Here is a 20,185-nt window from a genome sequence, read left to right on the forward strand (position 1 = left end):
AGCCTGTCGGCGCTGGCCGCCAGCGCCGCCCGCAACGCCACGCGCCCGGCGCCCGTGGCGCCAGCGCCGCAGGCCGTCATCCGGCCGTTTTCGCCGCCGCGCATCGAAACCGCCGATTTCGCGATGCGCGCCCGGCCCGCGCCGGCCGCGGCGGACGATTTCGGCAACGCCCGCATGCGCGAGCTGCAGGAAACCAATGCCCGCCTCATGGAAGAACTGTCCGGCATTCGCGGCATGATCGAACGCCAGCTGGCGGGTTTCGCCTGGGGTGAAACCCGCCGCCAGGCGCCCGCCCGTGCAGCCTTGGTGGGCGAACTCCTCGAAGCCGGATTCTCCGCCGCCCTGGCGCGCAAGCTGGCCGAGGCGGTGCCGGAGGACGCGAGCCGGCTCGAGGCGCGCGAGGCCGCGGGCGCCGCGCTCGACCGCATGATGCGCGCCCACGCTTCGGACGACGATGTGATCGACCGCGGTGGCGTATACGCGCTGGTGGGGCCGACCGGCGTCGGCAAGACCACCACCACGGCCAAGCTTGCCGCGCGCTGCGTGGTGCGCCATGGCGCGAGCCGGCTGGCGATGATCACGACCGACGGCTATCGCATCGGCGCGCAGGAGCAACTGCGCATCTACGGCCGCATCCTGGGCGTGCCGGTGTTCTCGGTGCGCGACGCGGCCGACCTGCGTCAGACGCTCGCCGGCCTGCGCAACAAGCACATGGTGCTGATCGACACCATGGGCATGAGCCAGCGCGACCGCATGGTGGCCGAGCAGGCATCCATGCTGGGCGGCGCCGGCGACGTCCGCCGCCTGCTGCTGCTCAATGCCACGGTGCGCGGCGACACGCTCGACGACGTGGTGCGCGCCTATGCCGGGGCGGACCTCGCCGGCTGCATCTTCACCAAGGTGGACGAGGCCGCGTCCCTGGCGCCGGCGCTCGACGTGGCGGTGCGCCACGGGCTCGACATCCGCTATCTGGCCAACGGCCAGCGCGTGCCCGAGGACCTGCACCTGCCCAACCGTGCCTATCTGCTGCACCGCGCGCTGCGCCAGCAGGGACCGGAATCGCCCTGGCACCTGGATGGCGACGAGGCGGGAATGATGCTGGCCGCGGCCGGCGGAGGCGCCTGAGGTGAAACGCGCCCCGCGCCCATTGCGTTCAAGGAAGGCCGGCTTTGCCCGGCCGGCTCCAAAGGAGGCATGACATGCTGGACAGACGCGAAGACCAGGCGGCCGGGCTGCGACGCTTGTTCCGCCGTGCGCCTCCCCAGGTCGCGGCGCTGTATGCCTGCGGCCGCCACCGTGCGCACAACGCGGTGCTGGCGGCGCATCGCATCGCCGGCCATGCCGAACGGGTCCTGATCCTGGACGAAGCCGAAGGCGAAGCCGGGCTGGGCGCGGCGCTGCAACTGGCAGCGGGCCCCGATCTGCTGCAACTGCTCGATGGCCGCACCACGCTGGCCGAGGTGCTGCAGCCTGCGCCGGGCCTGCTCGGCCGGGTGCCGGCCGTTGCCGCAGCCCTTGCGCTGCCGCTGCTGGACGATGCCCGCCGAGCCTGCCTCGTCGAGGCCCTGCGCATCCTGCACCGCCATGCCAGCTTCGTGCTGGTGCACGCCGACGGCGAGACGGCCGGCCAGCCTTCGCCCTTCGCCGCCGCCGCGCCGCGCCGTCTGCTCGTGGCCGAAGCGAGCGCGAGCGGCGCCACCGAGGCCTACCGCACGATCAAGGCCCTGGCCGCGGCCGGGGCGGGGTCCGTGCATGTGGCGGTGTGCCGCGCCCGCAGCCGCGACGATGCATCGCGCTTCTTTTCCGGCCTGGATGCGCTCGTCCGCCGCCATGTCGGGCTGCCCCTGACCTGGCTGGGCGAGGCCGAGCGCGACGACCTCGCCGCGGCCCTGACGCAGTCGGACGCCGCCAGTGCGGCGCGTGCCGCCAGCGCCGCCTTCATGCGTCGGATCGCAGTGAGGGGTGCGGCGGTGAAACCTGTTCGGAGTGCCTGAGCATGCAGGGCGGCGTGATGCATCCTGCTGGTAATGCGTACGACAGTGCGGGAGAATGCCGGCAATCCACTCCCAATCCAGGTATGCGGGCCGGATCGCGCCGCAAGAAAATACAGGCCCAATGGATGTACGACGCCCAAGGTAACCTCGACAAGGCCCATCTGGTCGAAGCCTATGCGCCGCTGGTCAAGCGCATCGCCTATCAGCTCATGGCCAGGCTGCCGGCCAGCGTCGAGGTCGACGACCTGATCCAGAACGGCATGATGGGCCTGCTCGATGCCATCGGCCGCTACGAGGACGGGCTCGGCGCGCAGTTCGAAACCTATGCCGTGCAGCGCGTCCGTGGCGCCATGCTCGACGGCCTGCGCGACAACGACTGGCTGCCGCGCAGCCTGCGGCGCGACATGCGCCGTATCGAGTCCGCCATCCACATGCTGGAACAGGAATACGGGCGGGCGCCGAGCGAAGGCGAACTCGCCGATGCGCTCGGCGTGCCGCTGGCTGAATACCAGCACATGCTGCAGGAGGCGCGCGGGCACCAGCTCGTGTATTTCGAGGATTTCGGCCGCGAACAGGACGACGATTTCCTCGAACGGCATCTCGCGCAGCAGGATGCCAACCCGCTCGATTTGCTGGCGGATGCCGACATGCGGCGGCGCCTGGTATCGGCCATTGAGGTGCTGCCCGAGCGCGAGCAGATGGTGATGGCGCTCTACTACGACGAAGAACTGAACCTGCGCGAGATCGGCGCCGTCCTTGGCGTGACCGAGTCGCGCGTGTGCCAGCTCCACAGCCAGGCGGTGGCGCGGCTGCGCTCCTCGGTGCTCGGCGGCGAGGCCCCGGTGCCCGCGCGGCGCGGCCGTCCGCCCAAGAAGCCGCAACAGCAGGGTTGAGGTTCGCGATGAACATGCCCGGACTGGATCGCCATGGATAGGATCAGTGTCTTCGGCCTCGTGCTCGGCTTTGCCGCGATCCTGGGCGGGCAGGTGCTCGAAGGGGGGCACGTGTCCTCGCTGGTGCAGCCGACTGCCTTTTTCATCGTCATCGGCGGCACGCTGGGCGCGGTCATGCTGCAGAGTCCGCTGCGCACCTTCGTCGACGGCGTGCGCATGGCGCGCTGGGTGTTCGTGCCGCCCGTGACCAGCCCGGCGCGCATGATCGAGCAGGTCGCCAACTGGGGCCAGATCGCACGCAAGGATGGCCTGCTGGTACTGGAGAACCATGTCGGCAATCTGCGCGACCCTTTCATGCGCAAGGGCCTCCAATTGCTGGTCGACGGGGTGGATCCGGTCCGGCTGCGCGAGGTGCTCGAAGTGGAGATCGACGCCTGGGAAGCGCAGATGCGGCAATCGACCAAGATCTGGGAGGCGGCCGGCGGCTATGCGCCCACGATCGGCATCCTCGGCGCGGTGATGGGGCTGATCCACGTCATGGAGAACCTGTCCGACCCTTCCCGGCTGGGGGCGGGCATCGCCGTGGCCTTCGTCGCCACCATCTACGGCGTGGGCTTCGCCAACCTCGTCTTCCTGCCGATCGCCAAGAAGCTGGCGGCGCAGATCGGCGTGCTGGTGACGCAGCGCGAGATGTTCGTCGACGGCATCGTCGGCATCGCCAACGGCGAGAATCCGCGCATCATCGCCAGCCGCATGCAGGGCTACGTGGTGTGAGCCACGCCGGCCGGGACCGAGCCATGGCACGCAGACGCAAGCAGGTGGAAGAGCACGAGAACCACGAACGCTGGCTCGTTTCCTATGCCGACTTCATCACCCTGCTGTTCGCGTTCTTCGTCGTCATGTACTCGCTGTCCTCGATCAACGAGGGCAAGTATCGCGTGCTGTCGGATTCCATCGTGCAGGCCTTCCGCAGCCTCAGCATCAAGGACAACGGCGAGCAGCTCATCGTGCCGCCGGTGGCGATGGCGCCGGTCGTCCGGCCCGCGCCGCCCGCCAATACCCAGTTACAGGAGGCGGCCGAGGCCCGCCGCAAGCAGACCGCCGCGCAGATGCACAACATGGCGGAGGAAATCCGGCGCGTGATGGGCGCGCTTGCGCAGACCGGCGAGGTCAACGTGTCCGAAGGCGCGTTCGGCATCAGCATCGAGATCAACGCCGCGCTGCTGTTCGCGCCCGGCGATGCCGCGCTGGGGACGGCTGCCGCCGATGCGCTGCGTGCGGTGGCGCAGGTGCTGGCGGCATCGGTGTTCCCGATCACCATCGAGGGCCACACCGACACCATGCCGATCAACACCTGGCGCTTTCCGTCGAACTGGGAACTGTCCGCCGTACGCGCATCGACGGTGGCGCGGCTGTTCATCGACAGCGGGGTGCGGCCCGACCGCCTGACTGCCGCCGGCTATGCCGACCAGCGCCCCGTGGCGGACAACGCCAGTGAGGAGGGCCGGCGGCGCAACCGGCGCGTTACCATCCTGCTGGAGTCGCGCGATGCCGAGCCGGCGCCGGTCGGGCCGTCGCGTATCGCGCCCAACGACCCCATCCGCTCGATCCTGCCGGAGCCCCCGCCGGCGGTTGAAGCCGGGCAAGCGCCGGAAGCCGCACCGGAAGCAAGCCCGTAGGGGAGCGGCCCGCCGGGCGCGCAGGGCCGGGCGGGTTTCCGCTTTTCGTCACTCCATCCGTTCGGGTTTCACCTTCGGCGTCAGCGGCGCGCCCTTGCGCGCGCGGCGATGGCGCAGCGGCTCGCGCTGGGCGGGCTTCAATTCGATGGCGACGGCTCTGCCGCCGCGGCCCGTGCCCTCGACCGTCAGCACCGCGTCGTCGGCCGGCACGGCGACGGCGGCGAGCGCTTCGCCTTCGTCCAGCGCCATCACGATCACGCCGCGGCCGCCGCTCTGGGTCTTCATCTCGGGGCGGGGGAAGACCAGCAGGCGGCCGTTTTCCGACGCGGCGGCGATCCAGGTGCCGAAGGCCTTGGCCGGCGCCAGCACCTTCTCGCCCTTCTCGAGGCTCATGAAGGCCTTGCCGGCACGCTGGCGGCTGGTGGCGTCGCCCACGCTGCACAAGAAGCCGTAGCCGCCGCCGTTGGCGAACAGGTAGACCGCGTCCGGCGTGTCGCTGACGACCTGCGCCAGCTTGCCGCCGTCCTGGAACTCGACCAGTGTGGTGATCGGCACGCCGTCGCCACGCCCGCCGGGCAGGTCCGATACCTTGACGGTGTAGGCGCGGCCATGGGTGTCGATGACGATCAGCGGCCAGGTGGTGCGCGTCTCGATGACGGCGAAGCCGAAGTCGCCGGCCTTGTAGCCGATGCCGGCGGGGTCGATGCCATGACCCTGGCGCGAACGCACCCAGCCGTTCTTCGACACGATCACCGTCACCGGCTCGTCCGGCACCGAGATTTCGGCCGGCGCCACGGCGGCGACGGCCTCGACCAGGGTGCGGCGGTCGTCGCCGTACTTCTTCTCGTCGTCCTGGATTTCCTTCAGGATCAGGCGGGTCATCGCCGGGCGGCTGTCGAGGATGTGCTGCAGGCCGTCGCGCTCGTCGCGCAGTTCGGCCAGTTCCTTCTCGATCTTGAAGCCTTCGAGCCGCGCGAGCTGGCGCAGGCGGATTTCGAGGATGTCCTCGGCCTGTGTCTCGGACAGGCCGAAGGCCGCGATCAGCGCCGGCTTGGGCTCGTCCGACTCGCGGATGACGCGGATCACTTCCTCTATGTGCAGGAAGGCGATCATGCGGCCTTCGAGGATGTGGATGCGGCGGTCGACCTCGTCCAGGCGGTGGCGGGTGCGGCGCTCGACGGTGACGTAGCGGAAGTCGATCCACTCGCGCAGGACCTGCATCAGGTTCTTCTGCTGCGGCCGGCCGTCGCGGCCGATCATCGTCATGTTGACCGAGGCCGAGGTCTCGAGGCTGGTGTGGGCCAGCAGCACCGCCATGAACTCGTCGCGGTTCTGGCGGCTGGACTTGGGTTCCAGCACGATGCGCACCGGCGCCTTGTCGCTGGATTCGTCGCGCACGGTGTCGACCACGCCGAGCACGAGCTGCTTGAGGTTCTTCTGCTCCTGCGAGACTTCCTTCTTGCCCGCGCGCGGTTGTGGATTGGTCAGCGTTTCGATCTCGGACAGCACCTGCGCGGCCGATACGCCGTGCGGCAGTTCGTCGACGATCACGCGCCACTGGCCGCGCGCCAGTTCCTCGATCTTCCAGCGCGCGCGCAGGCGCAGGCTGCCGCGGCCCGAGGCGTAGGCGTCGCGGATCGCCTCAGGCGCGGAGATGAGCTGGCCGCCGCCGGGAAAGTCCGGCCCGGGGATGATGCCGAGCACGTCGTCGAGCGTCGCCTCCGGATGGCGGATCAGGTGGCAGGCGGCCTCGGCCACCTCGCGCAGATTGTGCGGCGGGATCTCGGTGGCCATCCCCACCGCGATGCCCGAGGCGCCGTTGAGCAGCACGAAGGGCAGGCGTGCGGGCAGCAGCTTGGGTTCATCGAAGGCGCCATCGTAGTTGGGGACGAAATCCACCGTGCCGCGGTCGATTTCGGACAGCAGCAGCTCGGCGATCGGCGTCAGGCGGCATTCGGTATAGCGCATCGCCGCCGCCGAGTCGCCGTCGCGCGAGCCGAAGTTGCCCTGGCCGTCGACCAGCGGGTAGCGCAGCGAAAAGTCCTGCGCCACGCGCACCATGGCGTCGTAGACGCTGGTGTCGCCGTGCGGGTGGTACTTGCCGATGACGTCGCCGACCACGCGCGCCGACTTCACGTGCTTGGACGCGGGCGACAGCCGCATCTCGCTCATCGCATACAGGATGCGGCGCTGCACCGGCTTCAGGCCGTCTTCCACCTGCGGCAGCGCGCGCGACTTCACAACGCTCATGGCATAGGCGAGATAGGCGCGCTCGGCATAGCGGTCGAGCGCCAGCGTGCCGTCGTCCTCGGGTTCTGGCTCCGGATCGGCGGGCGGAGCAGGGGGCGGGGGAAGGATGGCGCCGCCATCGGCTTGGACGCCCGTGGCGGCAGGCGCCAAGGGTGGGGATGCAGGCAGCTCGGGGGTACCGAACAGATCGGAGGTGTCGTTGCTCATTGGCGTTGAAGCGGCATCCGGAGGCGGAGCCGCTACGGCTGCGAAAAGGGGGCGATCTTACCCCGAGCGTGCAATCAGAGGCGAGCCGGTGACCAGGCGTGCGGGAACACGTCAACCAGGCGAGGGGCGCGGGCGGCGGGCAGGCTCATGTAAACGTCCTGGCCCATGGGATGGAAGGCGCGCTCACTCCGCCAGGCGTAGCTGGTGGACCAGTTCGGCCGTGCTGCCGATCGCCAGCTTGCGGTACACCGCCTGCATCTGGTTGCGCACCGTGGACAGCGAGCGGTCGAGCTGGCGGGCGATCTCCTTCTGGCTCAGGCCCTTGGCGGCAAGGGCGGCGACCGCGCGTTCGCGTGGGCTGAGTGCGTCGGCCGGGCAGCGCGGCCGGGCGCGCAGGAACAGCAGGCCGTGCTCGCTGCGGGCGGTGATCACGATGTGCCGGCCGTCGTAGCGGGCTTCTCCGCGCTGGACGCGTTCCAGCACGGCGGCCGGCAGGTGCTGCCAGGACGGTGAGGTCCATTCTGCGCGCAGCATGTCCTCGAATGTGGGGTCGCGCTGGCAATAGGTACCGGCCGGGGTGCAGATGGCGTGGCCAGCCCCGGCCAGGTGTGTGGCGTACAGCGTGTGCCGATGCATGCCGTGGTTGATGAACAGCGCCTGAAGGACATGCGGCGAGAGCAGGGCGAGCAGCGCGCATTCCCGGTCGGTGCAGCGGGCCGACTCGTCCGCCCGGAACAGCGACAGCCAGTGAAAGAAGCCGGTGGAGGGGTTGCCGTCGGCGCTGATGAAGAAATTGGCCTGCTCGAAGCGGCGGCCGTACTCGCGCAGCGGTGCCTGCTCGCGTTTGCCGAACCAGCTTGGCGCATGGAAACCCCGCACCCCCCGTGGATTGCGGGTGAGCTCGGCGGCCGCGGTGTCGAGATGGCGGATGGCCTGATAGCTCTCCAGCATCTCTTGTGGTTGCTCGTGCAGATGGATGACCTCGATGTCCAGCCCCGATGCGGTCTGCGTACCGGCGCCCCACATGGCGGAATCGAAGGGCAGGGCCTGCTTCAGCAAGGCCAGGGTGGCATCCTGGAACTGATCTATCGGGTACGCGTGAGCCAGGCCGTACAGGCGCAGCAGCAGTACGCTCAACTCGGTCGACGAGGGGGGCATGTCGCAAGGGCTTCCGTATCGCTAGTGAGAATATTCTACACAGCTGCCGGAGGCTGCCGGCCGGCACTCCCGGGCCGGCCGATGATTCAGCGGTGCAGCAGCAGGAAGAGCCGCAGCGCAAGCTGGCGGGGCAACAAGCTGGGCAGATCGATCGGGCAACTGCGTTTGAGCTGGGGAAGCCGACGCCCGAATGATGCATATGCATCATTGAGTGAGGTGGGTCAGTGCGACACAATCTGCCGGTGGTTTTGTCGATATCTCAGGATTTGTGCAAGCAGAAGGGAAACACACATCGTGAAACTGGAAAAGCAGGGATTCGCCGCGATACTGCTCATGCCTCTGGTGGCGATGGCCGGCGTCGCTTTGCAGAGCGGCGATGCGCTCCCCGTGCTGCATGCTGCTGGCGAACCGCGCCTGCGGGCGCAGACGTTCGTCCGGACGGAGGTGGAAGCGGTCACGGTGCCTGGTACCGGTACCGTGACCGTCGAGGAAGGGCGCAGCGGGCGGGTCATCTGCGATGAACGAGGGCGCATCGTCCGCAAGATCGATGCGGCGGGCCATGTCACCGAACTGATCCATCATCCGCATACCGGCAAGCTCATCCTGATCTTAGATCAGCGTCTCGGCACGGCGCTTGTTTACCACTACGACGATGATGGCAAGCTGATTCGCGCGCAAGATGCGAACGGTCGCCAGTTCAGGTTCGACTATGGCAGGACCGCCAGTGTCCAGCGCCTGGTCGTGACCGGCGGGGAAGGGGTACCGCGTCGCGAGCTTGCGTTCAAATATGGTCCTCACGGCAAGCCGGTGGAAATCCGGCTCGCGGGCGTGGGCAGGATCGACATGGAATATGACCGGGATGGCGAAATCAGTCGCGTCAGTTCGAGCAAGGGGGCCGAATTGACGCTCCAGGTCATGGAAACGTTCCGCCATTTCCTTGCCGTGGTGCGGGCTGCTCAAACAGGAATTGAATGACGCCTGTCCTTGACGGCGCCTTGCTTCGCAGGAGACATCATGTCGCTCATCCCGGTCAATCGTCTGTGCATGTTCATCCTGTTGCTTGGCATGATCTGCCCGGGCGTCGCCGATGCGCAATCCCGCTCGCAGTCGCTGTACGCTTCATGCATGAACGATGCGCGAAAATTGAACGCCGACTGCCGTAAGAGCAATACTTCGCGTGTGTGCAACAGCAACTACCGTCGCAACCAGGACACCTGCTGGAAATCGTTCATGAATCATGGCAGCAGGGATGCCTACTATGGCGGCAATCCGCCGCGCTACGAACCGGTGCCGATTCCGCGCCGACCGACCTACCTTCTGCCCGGCAGCCGGTGATTCAGTCGAGTTCTTCACCGTTTCTGTCGACGCTTGAGGGCGGGGGGCCGGCTCAGCCAGGCCATCAGCAGCACCGGCCATTCCAGCCAGGCGTGGATGCCGGCGGCCACCGCGTACAACTGGCGTGCGCTGGCATGGTCGGCGGCGTAGTAGGCCGTCATCAACGCCGCTGCTGCCCACGTCGCCAGTTGCAAGCCGCGCGGCAGTACCGGCTGGCCGCTGCGCCGCTGCTCGGCACGGGGCAGCAGCACGATCACGCAGTAGTAATGCAGGCACTGCGCCAGCACAATCGCCGACAGCACTGCCGAATGCTGCACGCCGCCCCACTGCGGCGGCCATTGCGCCTCCAGCAGCGGCATCTGCATACCCAGCGCCGGGGGCAGGAACGCCCCGCTCCAGCCGCTGAACGCCACCAGCAGCGGCAGCAGAAACAGGCCGGACACCGCCCAGGCCAGGGCGCGGACGGCAGGGCTGCGCGGCTGTTCGCGGCGCATGTCCCACACCATCGCCAGCGGGGTGAAGTTGTGCAGCACGGCCAGCACCAGCAAGGCGTGCAGCACGTCGCCGCGCTCCAGCAGCAGCCACACCGCCAGTGCCGCCGCCAGCCCGGCCAGCCGCACCCGCCACCCCGCGCCCGCTGGCGCAGCGGCCACGATCAGGCCCAGCGCCAGCAAGGACAGCAAATCCACAATCTGCCCCAAGGTGGCCGAATAGGTATCCACCCACACCGCCCCCCGCACCACCGCCTGCGCCAGCAGCACCGCCCACAAGGCCAGCCACCACGCCCACGGCCAGCGCCCGGCATAGCGGCTGCGCAAAAAGCCCATCTCCCACACCACATGCGGCAGGCCGAACACGGCCAGCGCCGCCAGATACAGCGGCAAAGGCAGCCACAAAGCACCCAGCAGCATCGCGCCCACGGCCAGCACATGCCAAACGGCAGGCCGGGCCATGGCAACCCCAGCCGCCAGCGCCGCCGCTACCACAGCCACCACCCCAGGCCCAGCGATGCCGCATTGGCCCACAGCGCCCACCCCAGCGCTCGCAGCCCGCCAACGCCCAGCCACCCGCGGTACCACGCCGCCTCCAGCAGCACCACAATCCCTTCGATCACCCACAGACCCACGCGGTACTGCGCCGGGGCCAGCAGCATGGCCACCGTCCAGGCTGCCGGGTGGGTCAGGCCATTGATGCCGATGGCCCCCAGCGCCACCCGCGCCGGGGCATGGCGGCGGGCCAGCAGCATCGCCGGGACCTCGCAGGCCAGGGTCACGCCAAAGGCTTGCCATTGTTCCATCTGCGGGCCTCAGCGCGGCAGGGGAAAACGCGCTTGCAGCACATAGCGTGTAGGCGTGCCGGGCTCACTGCACAGGCGCACCAGGGCCATGAAGTCCAGCCGCCGCGCCGACCATTCATCCACCACCGCGCCCGACAGCACGGGCTGCCCGCCGGACAGCAAGGCAAAACAGCGGTCGATGGGCAACGCAGCAGCATCCGGCAGCGCCCCGGCCTGGGTGAACGCGCCATCCGGCCAGTGCAGGGTGAATGCCGTCTCCACCACCCAGGCTTTCTGCGGGTCTGCCGGGTCAGGCCGGGCATCGCGCCCAAACGTATCGCGCCCATGCGCGTTCTCGCATTGGGACAGCACGCCGGGGCGGGCGGGGTGAAACAGCAGCAATTGCAGCGGCGGCGTCAGCACCTGGGCGCAGGCGGCGGGGGCGGCGCAGGCCAGGGCCAAGCCTGCAAGCACCATGTGCTTGCACCCCATCAGCGAACCAGCCGAAAGTTATGCCGCTGCTGCTTGGGCGCATTCACGCCAAGCTGGGCTTCTGGCACCACTTCCCCATTTTCCTGAACCCGCTGCATCCGGGCCATGTGTTCACTCAATACGGCGGCCCTGCCGTCACTGGATTGCGTCGCCGTCCAGATATAGCCGCCGGTCAAACCCTCAGGGAAATAACTGGCAGCCTCTTTCAATTCCGCCCTGTCGGGAACGCGCCAAGGCTGGCCGGTGCGGCGGGCCTCATTCATGGCGTGCACCATCGTTTCGTCCCACGTTTTCTCCCGATGATGACCTGAGCACCAGCGCCCTTCCCAAAATCCAAGGAAACTATTGCATACCTCCCAGATCAGGCCGGTTTTTCGATCTTTGATTTCACCCACCGTTTTATCGGGCCACTCGAACCGCTGGTGAAATTCGCGCCAGGCTGGGAGTTCACTTTGCACCTTGTCATAAGCACGTCGTGCCAACTGATAATCCTCCGAGGCGGCATTTCTCTGCGTCTTCAGATAATGTTCCAGCCAGCGTACGGCCTCTTCGGCATCACCCATTTCTGTTAAAGCACGTCCTAAAGCATAGGACAAATCAGAAGCGCGATAGCCCAAAGCCCAGGCTTCCTCCAGGAGATGCACACTGGCAAGAAGTGAGAGGTCTTCCCGTTTTTTTGTCATTTCGATTTCGAACCGGTCTAACAGCAGCCCGATCAGTCGTTGATGGTTGGCTGCATCAGCGGACGATGAAAACTTCAGCGGTGCGTCTGTGGGGGCGATATTGGGTTTGCCATAGGGTTTGGTCCAGCCCATTTTTTCTCTCTGCGCCAAGATTTCTTTATCGATGCGATCCGCCTGTTGCACGAGCTGTATGGCAGACCTTAATTCTTTCGTGCTTTCCAGCCTATCCCTGCTTTCCTGTCCCGCTTGTTCACGCCGCTCTGTATTGGCGCGGGCTGCCGAGGATTCAAGATCATCGTAATCCGCCCACGCAGCATCTTTCTCCGCCTGGGTGCTGGGAATCACGGATTCGGTTATCCTTCTTTCTTGCCGCTCGAACTCCTGTTGCTGGGCTGCGGACATCTGGCCAATTGCCGGCTGGGAAATACCCAGCATCGCGGCTATGGCGCTGGCCAGTAAAAGGGCCTTTTTGATTCTTGATTTCATATTGACTCCTTGAATGTTGTAGTGATTTTTACGCGGTAATGGGCAAGGCACATCAACACGCTGCCACTGCCAATGGCCGCACGGTAAAGCGGTAAACCGCCCCCCCGGCGTGGCGCACGGTGAATGTGTCGGCCCGTTCGCCGGCCCACAGGTCTGCTGCGTTCAATTGCAGCAGCACGCGGGCGGGCGCATCGGTTGCTTGCGCCTGGGCGGAGATGCTGGCCACCGCTACCGGCCTGCCCGCCATTGCCACCTGCCAGCCGTCGCCGGGCGTGCCAGGCAGGTTGAGGGTGAGGGTGTCGAATGGCGTCAGGGCAACGGGGTCGCTCTGCCGGGCATCGCTCCACACCCAGTCCTGCCCGCGCGGGGCAGGCGGGCGGGGATCGACCTGCACGCGCAGCAGTGCCTGTTCCTTGTCCACCGTCAGCATCAGATAGGCGGCCCCCGGCAGGCCAGCGCCAAAGTGCCGCCATTCAAGGTGGGCGGGGTAGGTGCCCGCGCTGATTTCTGCGGGGGCCTTGGCGCCGTTGTGGCGGCTTAGGTGCTGGTAACGCGCGGCATCCAGCGCCGCCACGGCATCGCTGGGCTGGTCGTTGGCATCCACCACCCGCAGCCTGGCGCGGCGCAGCACCAGTACGGAGAGCAGATCGCCGGTTCGCAGGCTGACCTCTTGCGGCAAGCGCATCGGCGCTGCACTGAACTGCGCCAATACGGAGACCTGCTGGCGCTGGTCTTTGAGGCTGCAGGCCCAGGCGCTGGAAGCCGTCAGGCCGAGGGTCAGTGCCACCGCGCAGCATAAGGCGTGTCTGCTGATATCCATTCCGGTTCGACGCGCCCCTGTCCCATCCATTGTGCCGAGCCGCATCAATCCAGGAACACCGGGCGTTGCGGTGTCTTGGTGCGTTGCTGCTTCTGTTGCCTGAGCGCGGTGGCGGCATCATTTTGCGTGGGGGCGTTGGCCATGCGCTTTTGCACGCAGCTTTGTACTTCGACACCGGGCGTGGCACACCGCTGCGCTGCCGTGGCACGGCAGGTGGCGGCGGTTTCTTCGGCCTCGAACAAGGGCTGGCATTGCCGCGCACGCTCGCCCCAGCGCGCATCCCAGGCGGTCTGGCGTTCTTTTAGCTCGCGGCTGATGCGCTCTTCTGCTTTCTGCTGGCATGCCCTGTCACATCCTGCGGCCGTCAGGTGCAGTCCCCGGACCGGACGCTGGGGAATGCCCGTGCAAGACGCGCTGGAGGGCAGCCCCGGCGGCATGGCGCAGGCCTTGCGCACGCAGGCGTCGGCCTTGTTCTGCGCGGCGTTGGCTTCCCGCTCGCAGCTTGCCTGGGCTTCGGCGCGAAAAGCAGCGGTCATCTGTGCATGCTGGCGGGCCGTATTCATGCGGTCTTGTGCTTCCTCAAGATAATCCGTCCGCGTGGGGGGCGCCTTGGATTTGGGCTTGGCACTGTCTGGTTTGCCCGGGTCTTCACGGGGGCAGAAAGCTTCGCGCCCGCCTTGTTCACAGTGCTTGCGGATGGCCGTTTCCAGGTTGCCGATGCTGGCGCGGGTGCCGGGGCATACCTCCAGCCGCTCCAGCACCACGCCCTTGCGTATGATGTCCTTGGCCTCGGCCGCGGGCGCGTAGATGCGGTGCTTGGCGTCACAGCGGCTGTGCCAGTTCTGCGGCCTGCGCGTGTCGGCAATCAGGAAGGCATCCCAATCAGGGCTGCCCGCCACATTGAACGATACCTTGCCATCTGGTCGGGTGGGCGCGCCGGTATCGAAATGCAGGGTCAGATTCTTTGCGCCCTTGATGTGGGCCAGCCCTTCCAGCGTCAGCTCGCTGCCTCGCGCGGCCCGCGCCAGCGCCGGGGGCAGGCTGGCTACCGGGTAGCTGCGCGGTTTTGCGCCCAGGCCATCGTCGGCCAGCAGGCGCACCGAGGTCAGAGACCATACCAGGCCGTAATTGCCCACCGGCTCGCCCATCAGCGCAGAGAGCTTCCAGCGCACCTCCACCTTGCCGCAGATTTCGGGAACTACGGCGGATGCTGTCTTGAAGCAGTTGTCGTTCAGCGCGTTGGCCGGGCGCAATACGCCTTGCCCGCCCGGTTCAGCCGATGCGCACAGGGCGCTGATACCCCACAGCAGCCAGGCCCAGTGCTTGTTCGCGGTTTTCATGGGATACGATGGGTTCATTCGGAGCGGACAAAGCGGAAATACCATTCACTATCTCGATCGAAGGAATCACTGCTTTGCTGGTTAAACTTGACGCCGTACTCACTCACGACATACGCCTTCATGTAGTAATCGTTTCTTCCGACCCAGTACTCGCGTTTTTCATTGGTCCAGATCCAAGCGCCGGGATTTCCCGCGATCAGTTGTTCGGGCAAATGAGTGGCCAAGGCCTCCAATTCCCCCTTCGTCGGCAAGCGCCAGCGCTTGCCGGTGCGATTGGACAATCTGTCCGCTTCTGCAACGGATTCAGGCCAAGACTTCGTCGTACCAGGTCCGGAACATTCCCATCCGGTCCAGTTATCTCTGCTGCTGCAGGCTTGCCAGATCAGACCTGTCACGCGGTCTTTGATTTCCCCGAAAAATTCCCCGCGATAGTCGGAATGCCACTCCAGGCGATTCCCAAAAGATCTTGTTATGCTCTTCAAGGCCTGTGCCCGAGTCTCTGCCGTGCTGTAGGCCGACAGCGCTTCTTTGTAGTACTTGGCCTTGGTGCCTTGCTCTTTCAGGTAGTCTCCCAATGCCTCCAGGGAGGTTCTGATGGCGCCGGCGCGCAGGGCCGCTATACCCAGGTGATAGGAAAAATTGGTGGGCATGGGAGCGCCTGTTTCGCGGGCGTTTTCCAGGTCGTAGGTGATGTCGATGTAGTGCTGTCTGTCGCCTCTCTTTTTTTCCATCGCGGCAGCCGCTTTTTGCAGCAGGCGGTCGGCCTCCAGTTGCGGCGGCAGTTGCGCCTGCACACCCGTTGTGGGTATGGCCAGCACGGCCCATACCGACAGGTTCAGAATCTTTGAACGCATGGAATCAATCCTTTGATGTGTTAATGCGAAGTAAGGCTATCCTGCGCGACGATTTGCAGCACGGTCACGTCCAGCACGATGGGGCCGCCGTTCCACTTCACCGGGCCGTACCCCGGGCCAAAGGAAAGGTTCACCATCTGCCCTTCTTCCACATCCCCGGAATAGAAGATGACGCGCCCGGGGTTGGATGCGTCCGTGGGGGAGACGGTGGCTTCCGGTCCTTTGTCCGTGGCGATGATGGCGATCTCGCCTTTGACTTTGCCGGTCTTGCGGACATGGTCAGCCCACGCACGCTTGATGGGATCTTCCGTGATGTGGGAGAACGAGGCAGATTTCAGGTAGATGGAGAGGGTGTCGCCTTCCTGGAACTTGCCTTTGAGTTTGGAGCGTTGCTTAGGATTCTGGTATTTATCCTCCCAGTCGGCACGCCAGGTTTCAGGGAGCGATTCCTTTCCAGGGGGCGGTGTCTTGGCGCCGATAAAACGGTAGCCCCCCGTGCCTTCATAGAGTTGCGGGGCGGCGCTGCACCCCCCGAGCACCAGCGCGGCGACCAGCCCGGCCCAGTTCAGCGCGCGCCGTGGATGAGCGCGATGGATCGTCTTGGAAATGTTCATGTTTTGACGATGGCCGGTTGTTCAGGGGGGCTTCAGGGTCATCGATGAAGTGGCGGCGGGGCCGCTGAGGCGCTGCCATTGTGGCGGCACGGGGGAGGCGTCGTTCAATGATGCAGATGCACCATTGCAGCGCCAGCGTTTACCGGGGCGGATGCGGCGGCAATGCGTTCCGTGTGCCGCCCGCGGCATCGCTACTGCCGCAGTTTTTCCAGCCAGGAGGCATTGCGGTAGCGGCGCTCGACGGCTTCCGGGGCCATGCACAGGATGGCCTGTCGTGTGGCGACCCGGCGGCCCTGGTAATAAAACCCTTCGCGCTGCGTTTCCTCACGGCAGATGCCCTCGTGCTGCTCGGGCCTGCCGTCGTAGCTCATCGCCACGGTGCAGGCCTGGCCGATGGATTTGCCCTGGCAGAAACGATCCGCCGGGGTCTCGGGGAGCGGCGCGCAGTTCCACGGGCGGGAGGCTTCGGCGTCGGCGCAGAGGGCGGCTTCGGCGACGAAACCGTCTTTGGGCAGGCTGCGCTCGATGAGCGCCAGGCCGGTGCGCTTGCAATACAGGTCGATAGTGAAGGTGGCGCGGTTGATTTCGTTGTCGCAGACGCCTTCGCCGCCGCCGGCCAAGCGGCTGCCGAGGATGGCGCAGGCGTCGCCGCGAAACTTGCCGGCGCAGAACTGGTCGCTGCGGTCGAAGGCATTGCGGTTCCTTTCGAGACGCTTGATGGCTGCTTCCGCCGGGGGCGGCAGTAGATCGGCCCAGGCGAGGCCGTAGTTCAGCGACACGGCAAGGCAGGCCGCGACGTGCGTCCGGTGCCGGAGAAAACGGGCAGAAGGGTAAATTCTGGAAAAAGCCACGCGTGCCTCACGACCCCGCTAGCCGGCAACGCGCGATTTCCAGTTCGTCGGGCGAAGGCAGTTCGAGCGCGAAACCGGAGGCAGGCAGGAACAGGGCGGAGAGGGCAACAGCGGGGGCGGTGGCTTTCAAATTCGCCTCGACGGTAGATGCAAAACGGTACGGGGTGACGCCGTGCCGGCAGCCGCTGCAAGGGCCGATTCCCTTGATGCGGAGAGCTGCCGGGAGCGCCGTACCATTGTTACCTACGGCTGTTCGCCGCCGAATAGTGCGGATGCACTATTCCCGGGAGGGCGGCAATGTGCTGGCGTGGGGCGCGCCAGCGTGGTGTTCGAGCCGGCCTACACGTCCGCTTCGACGGAGTCGCCCTTTTCTTCCATCCATGCCCGCCGCCCCGAGGCTTCGCCCTTGCCCATCAGCAGCGTGAACATCTTCAGCGTGTCCTGCTGCGCGCCGCCGCGCACCTTGACCGGCAGCACGCGGCGGGTGGCGGGGTCCATGGTGGTTTCGCGGAGCTGGTCGGGGTTCATCTCGCCCAGGCCCTTGAAGCGGCCGACGTCGATCGCGTCGGGGCGGAAGCCTTCCTTCTCGAGCCGGTCGCGGATGGCGGTGAGTTCGCCTTCGTCCAGCGCGTACAGGCGGCGCGGCGGGCGCTTCTTGCCCTGGGCGGGGACGTCGACGCGGTACAGCGGCGGCTGTGCCACATACACGTGGCCGCGTTCGATCAGCTTCGGGAAGTGGCGGAAGAATAGTGTCAGCAGCAGGGTCTGGATGTGGGCGCCGTCCACGTCGGCGTCGGACATGATGACGACCTTGCCGTAGCGCAGGCCGGAGAGGTCGACGTCGCTGTCGGCCTTGTGCGCATCCACGCCGAGGGCGACGGCGATGTCGTGGATCTCGGCATTGGCGAACAGGCGGTCGGGGTCGATCTCCCAGGCGTTCTGCACCTTGCCGCGCAGCGGCAGGATGGCCTGGGTTTCCTTGTTGCGCGCCATCTTGGCCGAGCCGCCGGCGGAGTCGCCTTCGACCAGGAAGAGTTCGTTGTCGGCGATGTCCTCGGATTCGCAGTCCGACAGCTTGCCCGGCAGCACGGCCACGCCCGAGGTCTTCTTCTTCTCGACTTTCTGCGCGCTCTTCTGCCGCGCCAGGGCCTGCTTGATCGACAGCTCGGCGATGGCCTTGCCGGCATCGACGTGATTGTTGAGCCAGATCTCGAAGGGGTCGCGCAACTGGCTGGAGACGAGCTTGACCGCTTCGCGCGAATTGAGCTTTTCCTTCACCTGGCCCTGAAACTGCGGATCGAGCAGGCGCGCCGACAGCACGAAGCTCATGCGTCCGCAGACGTCTTCCTGCTGCAGCTTGACGCCGCGCGGCAGCAGGGTGTGGTGGTCGATGAAAGACTTCATCGCCTCGAACACGCCGGCGCGCAGGCCGGATTCGTGGGTGCCGCCATTGACCGTGGGGATGAGGTTGACGTAGGACTCGCTCGGCACCGCCGCTTCGAACCAGGCCAGCGCCCAGGCCGCGCCTTCGCCGGGGGCGAAGCTGCTGTCGTCCTTGCCGGCGTATTTCTCGGCGGTGAAGATCGGCGCGACCGCGTCGACGTCGCCGGCCAGTTCCTTCAGGTAGCCGGCCAGGCCTTCGGGATAGGTCCAGGTCTTGCTCTGCATGGTGCCGCCGGGCTGCTCGACGTCGAGGCGCACCGACACGCCGGACAGCAGCACGGCCTTGGAGCGCAGCAGGCGTTCGAGTTCGCCCATCGGCACGCGCGGCGACTCGAAGTACTTTGCATCCGGCCATGCGCGCACGCGGGTGCCGCTCTGGCGGCCGCAGTCGCCTTCGATGCGGACTTCGCTGATCGTCTCGCCGCCGTCGGAAAAGTCGATGCGATGGATCTTGCCGTCGCGCCTGACCTCGACCTCGATCCGGGTCGACAAGGCATTGGTCACCGATACGCCGACCCCGTGCAGGCCGCCCGAGAAGGCGTAGGCCGAGTTGCCCTCGCGCTTGTCGAACTTGCCGCCGGCGTGCAGCCGGGTGTAGGCCAGCACCACCACCGGCACGCCTTCCTCGGGGTGCAGGCCGACCGGGATGCCGCGGCCGTCGTCGGCCACGGTGACCGAACCGTCCAGATGCAGGGCGACATGGATCTTCTTCGCGAAGCCGGCGAGCGCCTCGTCGGCGGCGTTGTCGATGACTTCCTGGATGATGTGCGCCGGGCTGTCGGTGCGGGTGTACATGCCGGGGCGCTCGCGCACCGGCTCCAGTCCTTTCAGGACGCGGAAGGAGGATTCGTCGTACTGCTTGGGAGTGTCTTGCTTGCCAGCCATGCTGCGGGCCCGTCCGGTTTCACGAAGGGCGCAAGGATAGCAGAGCTGGATACTGGACGAATGTTCAGGCGCTGCCGAGGATGCGGCCGCCGCCGGTGGGCTTGGCGAGGCCGTCGGCGTCGTAGAGCTGCGGATGGTTGGCGGCCGACAGCAGCACGGTGAGCGCGGCCTGGTTGCCGGCCATGCGTTCGAGGATGAGCTGGCCGTTGAGGGCATTGCGGTCGCGCGCCTGGCGCGCGCGCGATATCACCTCGTCCCAGCGTGCCAGCACGCGCGGGAGGTTTGCGCAGATCTTGCGGATCGCGGCATCGGACACGCCATGGCCCATGCGTGCCAGCAGCAGGGAGCGTTCGTCGTGCAGGCGCTGGAGCTGGCGGTAGCGTTCGTTCTTCTCGTTGGCGACATTGACCAGCGCATCGGTGTCGCCTTGCACGAGCAGGCCTTCCTCACGTTCGAGAATGGCCAGGAATTCGCCGAGCTGCATCGATTCGGCTTCGATCAGCAACGCAAGCCGTTGCTGATCGGCGGAGGGCGTGGGCGGGGCGGGCTGTTTCATCGTATCGTGCGCTTTCAGTGCGTGCGGAGCCGGATCTTACTCCCCGTTGCCCGCCGATGGATCAGCCGCGCGATTCGAGCATGTCCCTGACGCTGGCGATGAGGCCGTCCGCGATGCGGTTGGCGTCGATCTTGAAGCGGCCTTCGGAGATCGCCTGGCGGATCTCGTCCACACGCTTCTGGTCGACCTCGGACGATTCCGAAATCGCGCTTTCAGCCTTCTTCATCAGCGTGGCGAGCGGGGAAAGCTGCACGCTGTCGCCACTGGCCTGCACCGGGGCCCTGCCGGGCTGCGCAGGCGTGCGGGCATCCTGTACCTGCGAGGGAACATAGGCTTTGCCCGTGTTCTCGATTTTCATGATGGTCTCCA

At 66.5% G+C, this 20,185-nt stretch carries 21 protein-coding genes; 7 read left to right on the forward strand and 14 right to left on the reverse strand.

Annotated features, from left to right (window positions below; all coding sequences use genetic code 11):
- From flhF to motD, 5 genes are all read left to right on the forward strand, one after another.
- The coding region (flhF, locus tag C666_RS05655; RefSeq protein WP_004335220.1) for a flagellar biosynthesis GTPase FlhF at positions 1 to 1,125 on the forward strand (1,125 nt) is incomplete at its 5' end.
- A gap of 74 nt (positions 1,126 to 1,199) precedes the next feature.
- Positions 1,200 to 1,994, forward strand: coding sequence for a MinD/ParA family ATP-binding protein (locus tag C666_RS05660; protein WP_004335222.1), 795 nt, complete (start codon positions 1,200 to 1,202; stop codon positions 1,992 to 1,994).
- A 125-nt stretch (positions 1,995 to 2,119) separates the two neighbouring features.
- Positions 2,120 to 2,887 (forward strand): RNA polymerase sigma factor FliA, encoded by a 768-nt coding sequence (locus C666_RS05665; RefSeq protein ID WP_004335225.1) that lies wholly within the window; start codon positions 2,120 to 2,122, stop codon positions 2,885 to 2,887.
- A 33-nt stretch (positions 2,888 to 2,920) separates the two neighbouring features.
- Positions 2,921 to 3,661 carry a flagellar motor protein gene (locus C666_RS05670; RefSeq protein WP_004335228.1) on the forward strand — a complete coding sequence of 247 codons (741 nt, stop codon included), beginning with the start codon at positions 2,921 to 2,923 and terminating at the stop codon, positions 3,659 to 3,661.
- 23 nt (positions 3,662 to 3,684) lie between these two features.
- Positions 3,685 to 4,566 carry a flagellar motor protein MotD gene (motD, locus tag C666_RS05675; protein ID WP_004335231.1) on the forward strand — a complete coding sequence of 294 codons (882 nt, stop codon included), beginning with the start codon at positions 3,685 to 3,687 and terminating at the stop codon, positions 4,564 to 4,566.
- 48 nt (positions 4,567 to 4,614) lie between these two features.
- Here motD and parC read toward each other — a convergent pair whose 3' ends face one another.
- Positions 4,615 to 7,023 (reverse strand): DNA topoisomerase IV subunit A, encoded by a 2,409-nt coding sequence (parC, locus tag C666_RS05680; protein ID WP_004335234.1) that lies wholly within the window; start codon positions 7,021 to 7,023, stop codon positions 4,615 to 4,617.
- A gap of 183 nt (positions 7,024 to 7,206) precedes the next feature.
- Complete coding sequence (locus C666_RS05685) at positions 7,207 to 8,181, reverse strand: helix-turn-helix domain-containing protein (protein WP_004335237.1); 975 nt, start codon at positions 8,179 to 8,181, stop codon at positions 7,207 to 7,209.
- A gap of 294 nt (positions 8,182 to 8,475) precedes the next feature.
- Between C666_RS05685 and C666_RS05690 the strand changes: the two genes are divergently transcribed.
- Together C666_RS05690 and C666_RS05695 are read left to right on the forward strand one after the other, a co-directional pair.
- The gene (locus C666_RS05690) at positions 8,476 to 9,156 is read left to right on the forward strand and encodes a hypothetical protein (RefSeq protein ID WP_004335241.1); all 681 of its coding nucleotides are present in this window, start codon (positions 8,476 to 8,478) and stop codon (positions 9,154 to 9,156) included.
- Positions 9,157 to 9,195: 39 nt separating this feature from the next.
- On the forward strand, positions 9,196 to 9,516 hold the full coding sequence (locus tag C666_RS05695; protein ID WP_004335243.1) for a hypothetical protein: 321 nt from the start codon (positions 9,196 to 9,198) through the stop codon (positions 9,514 to 9,516).
- A 14-nt stretch (positions 9,517 to 9,530) separates the two neighbouring features.
- On the opposite strand, the gene C666_RS05700 is transcribed toward C666_RS05695, so the two are convergent.
- From C666_RS05700 to flgM, 12 genes are all read right to left on the reverse strand, one after another.
- Positions 9,531 to 10,469, reverse strand: a complete 939-nt coding sequence (locus C666_RS05700) for a hypothetical protein (RefSeq protein WP_004335246.1) — start codon at positions 10,467 to 10,469, stop codon at positions 9,531 to 9,533.
- Between the two features lie 26 nt (positions 10,470 to 10,495).
- On the reverse strand, positions 10,496 to 10,813 hold the full coding sequence (locus C666_RS05705; protein ID WP_004335248.1) for a hypothetical protein: 318 nt from the start codon (positions 10,811 to 10,813) through the stop codon (positions 10,496 to 10,498).
- A gap of 9 nt (positions 10,814 to 10,822) precedes the next feature.
- Positions 10,823 to 11,284, reverse strand: coding sequence for a hypothetical protein (locus C666_RS05710; protein ID WP_028792487.1), 462 nt, complete (start codon positions 11,282 to 11,284; stop codon positions 10,823 to 10,825).
- Positions 11,284 to 12,453 (reverse strand): Lcl C-terminal domain-containing protein, encoded by a 1,170-nt coding sequence (locus C666_RS05715; RefSeq protein ID WP_004335253.1) that lies wholly within the window; start codon positions 12,451 to 12,453, stop codon positions 11,284 to 11,286. The genes C666_RS05710 and C666_RS05715 overlap by 1 nt, the downstream gene beginning before the upstream one ends.
- Positions 12,454 to 12,505: 52 nt before the next feature.
- On the reverse strand, positions 12,506 to 13,273 hold the full coding sequence (locus C666_RS05720) for a hypothetical protein (protein WP_154666277.1): 768 nt from the start codon (positions 13,271 to 13,273) through the stop codon (positions 12,506 to 12,508).
- 44 nt (positions 13,274 to 13,317) lie between these two features.
- A complete protein-coding gene (locus C666_RS05725; protein ID WP_004335257.1) occupies positions 13,318 to 14,613 on the reverse strand; it encodes a hypothetical protein in 1,296 nt (431 codons plus the stop codon).
- 14 nt (positions 14,614 to 14,627) lie between these two features.
- A complete protein-coding gene (locus C666_RS19295) occupies positions 14,628 to 15,467 on the reverse strand; it encodes an Lcl domain-containing protein (protein WP_004335259.1) in 840 nt (279 codons plus the stop codon).
- Between the two features lie 20 nt (positions 15,468 to 15,487).
- Positions 15,488 to 16,081, reverse strand: a complete 594-nt coding sequence (locus C666_RS05735) for a hypothetical protein (RefSeq protein WP_004335262.1) — start codon at positions 16,079 to 16,081, stop codon at positions 15,488 to 15,490.
- 191 nt (positions 16,082 to 16,272) lie between these two features.
- Positions 16,273 to 16,860, reverse strand: coding sequence for a hypothetical protein (locus C666_RS05740; protein WP_004335265.1), 588 nt, complete (start codon positions 16,858 to 16,860; stop codon positions 16,273 to 16,275).
- Between the two features lie 411 nt (positions 16,861 to 17,271).
- A complete protein-coding gene (locus C666_RS05745) occupies positions 17,272 to 19,260 on the reverse strand; it encodes a DNA topoisomerase IV subunit B (RefSeq protein ID WP_004335269.1) in 1,989 nt (662 codons plus the stop codon).
- A 64-nt stretch (positions 19,261 to 19,324) separates the two neighbouring features.
- Positions 19,325 to 19,816 carry a flagella synthesis protein FlgN gene (locus C666_RS05750; protein ID WP_028792488.1) on the reverse strand — a complete coding sequence of 164 codons (492 nt, stop codon included), beginning with the start codon at positions 19,814 to 19,816 and terminating at the stop codon, positions 19,325 to 19,327.
- A gap of 61 nt (positions 19,817 to 19,877) precedes the next feature.
- Entirely contained in the window at positions 19,878 to 20,174 is a 297-nt protein-coding gene (gene flgM, locus C666_RS05755) for a flagellar biosynthesis anti-sigma factor FlgM (protein WP_004335275.1), read from the reverse strand.
- Positions 20,175 to 20,185: the final 11 nt, after the last annotated feature.

The sequence above is a fragment of the Thauera linaloolentis 47Lol = DSM 12138 genome, assembly GCF_000310205.1.
GTDB lineage: Bacteria > Pseudomonadota > Gammaproteobacteria > Burkholderiales > Rhodocyclaceae > Thauera > Thauera linaloolentis.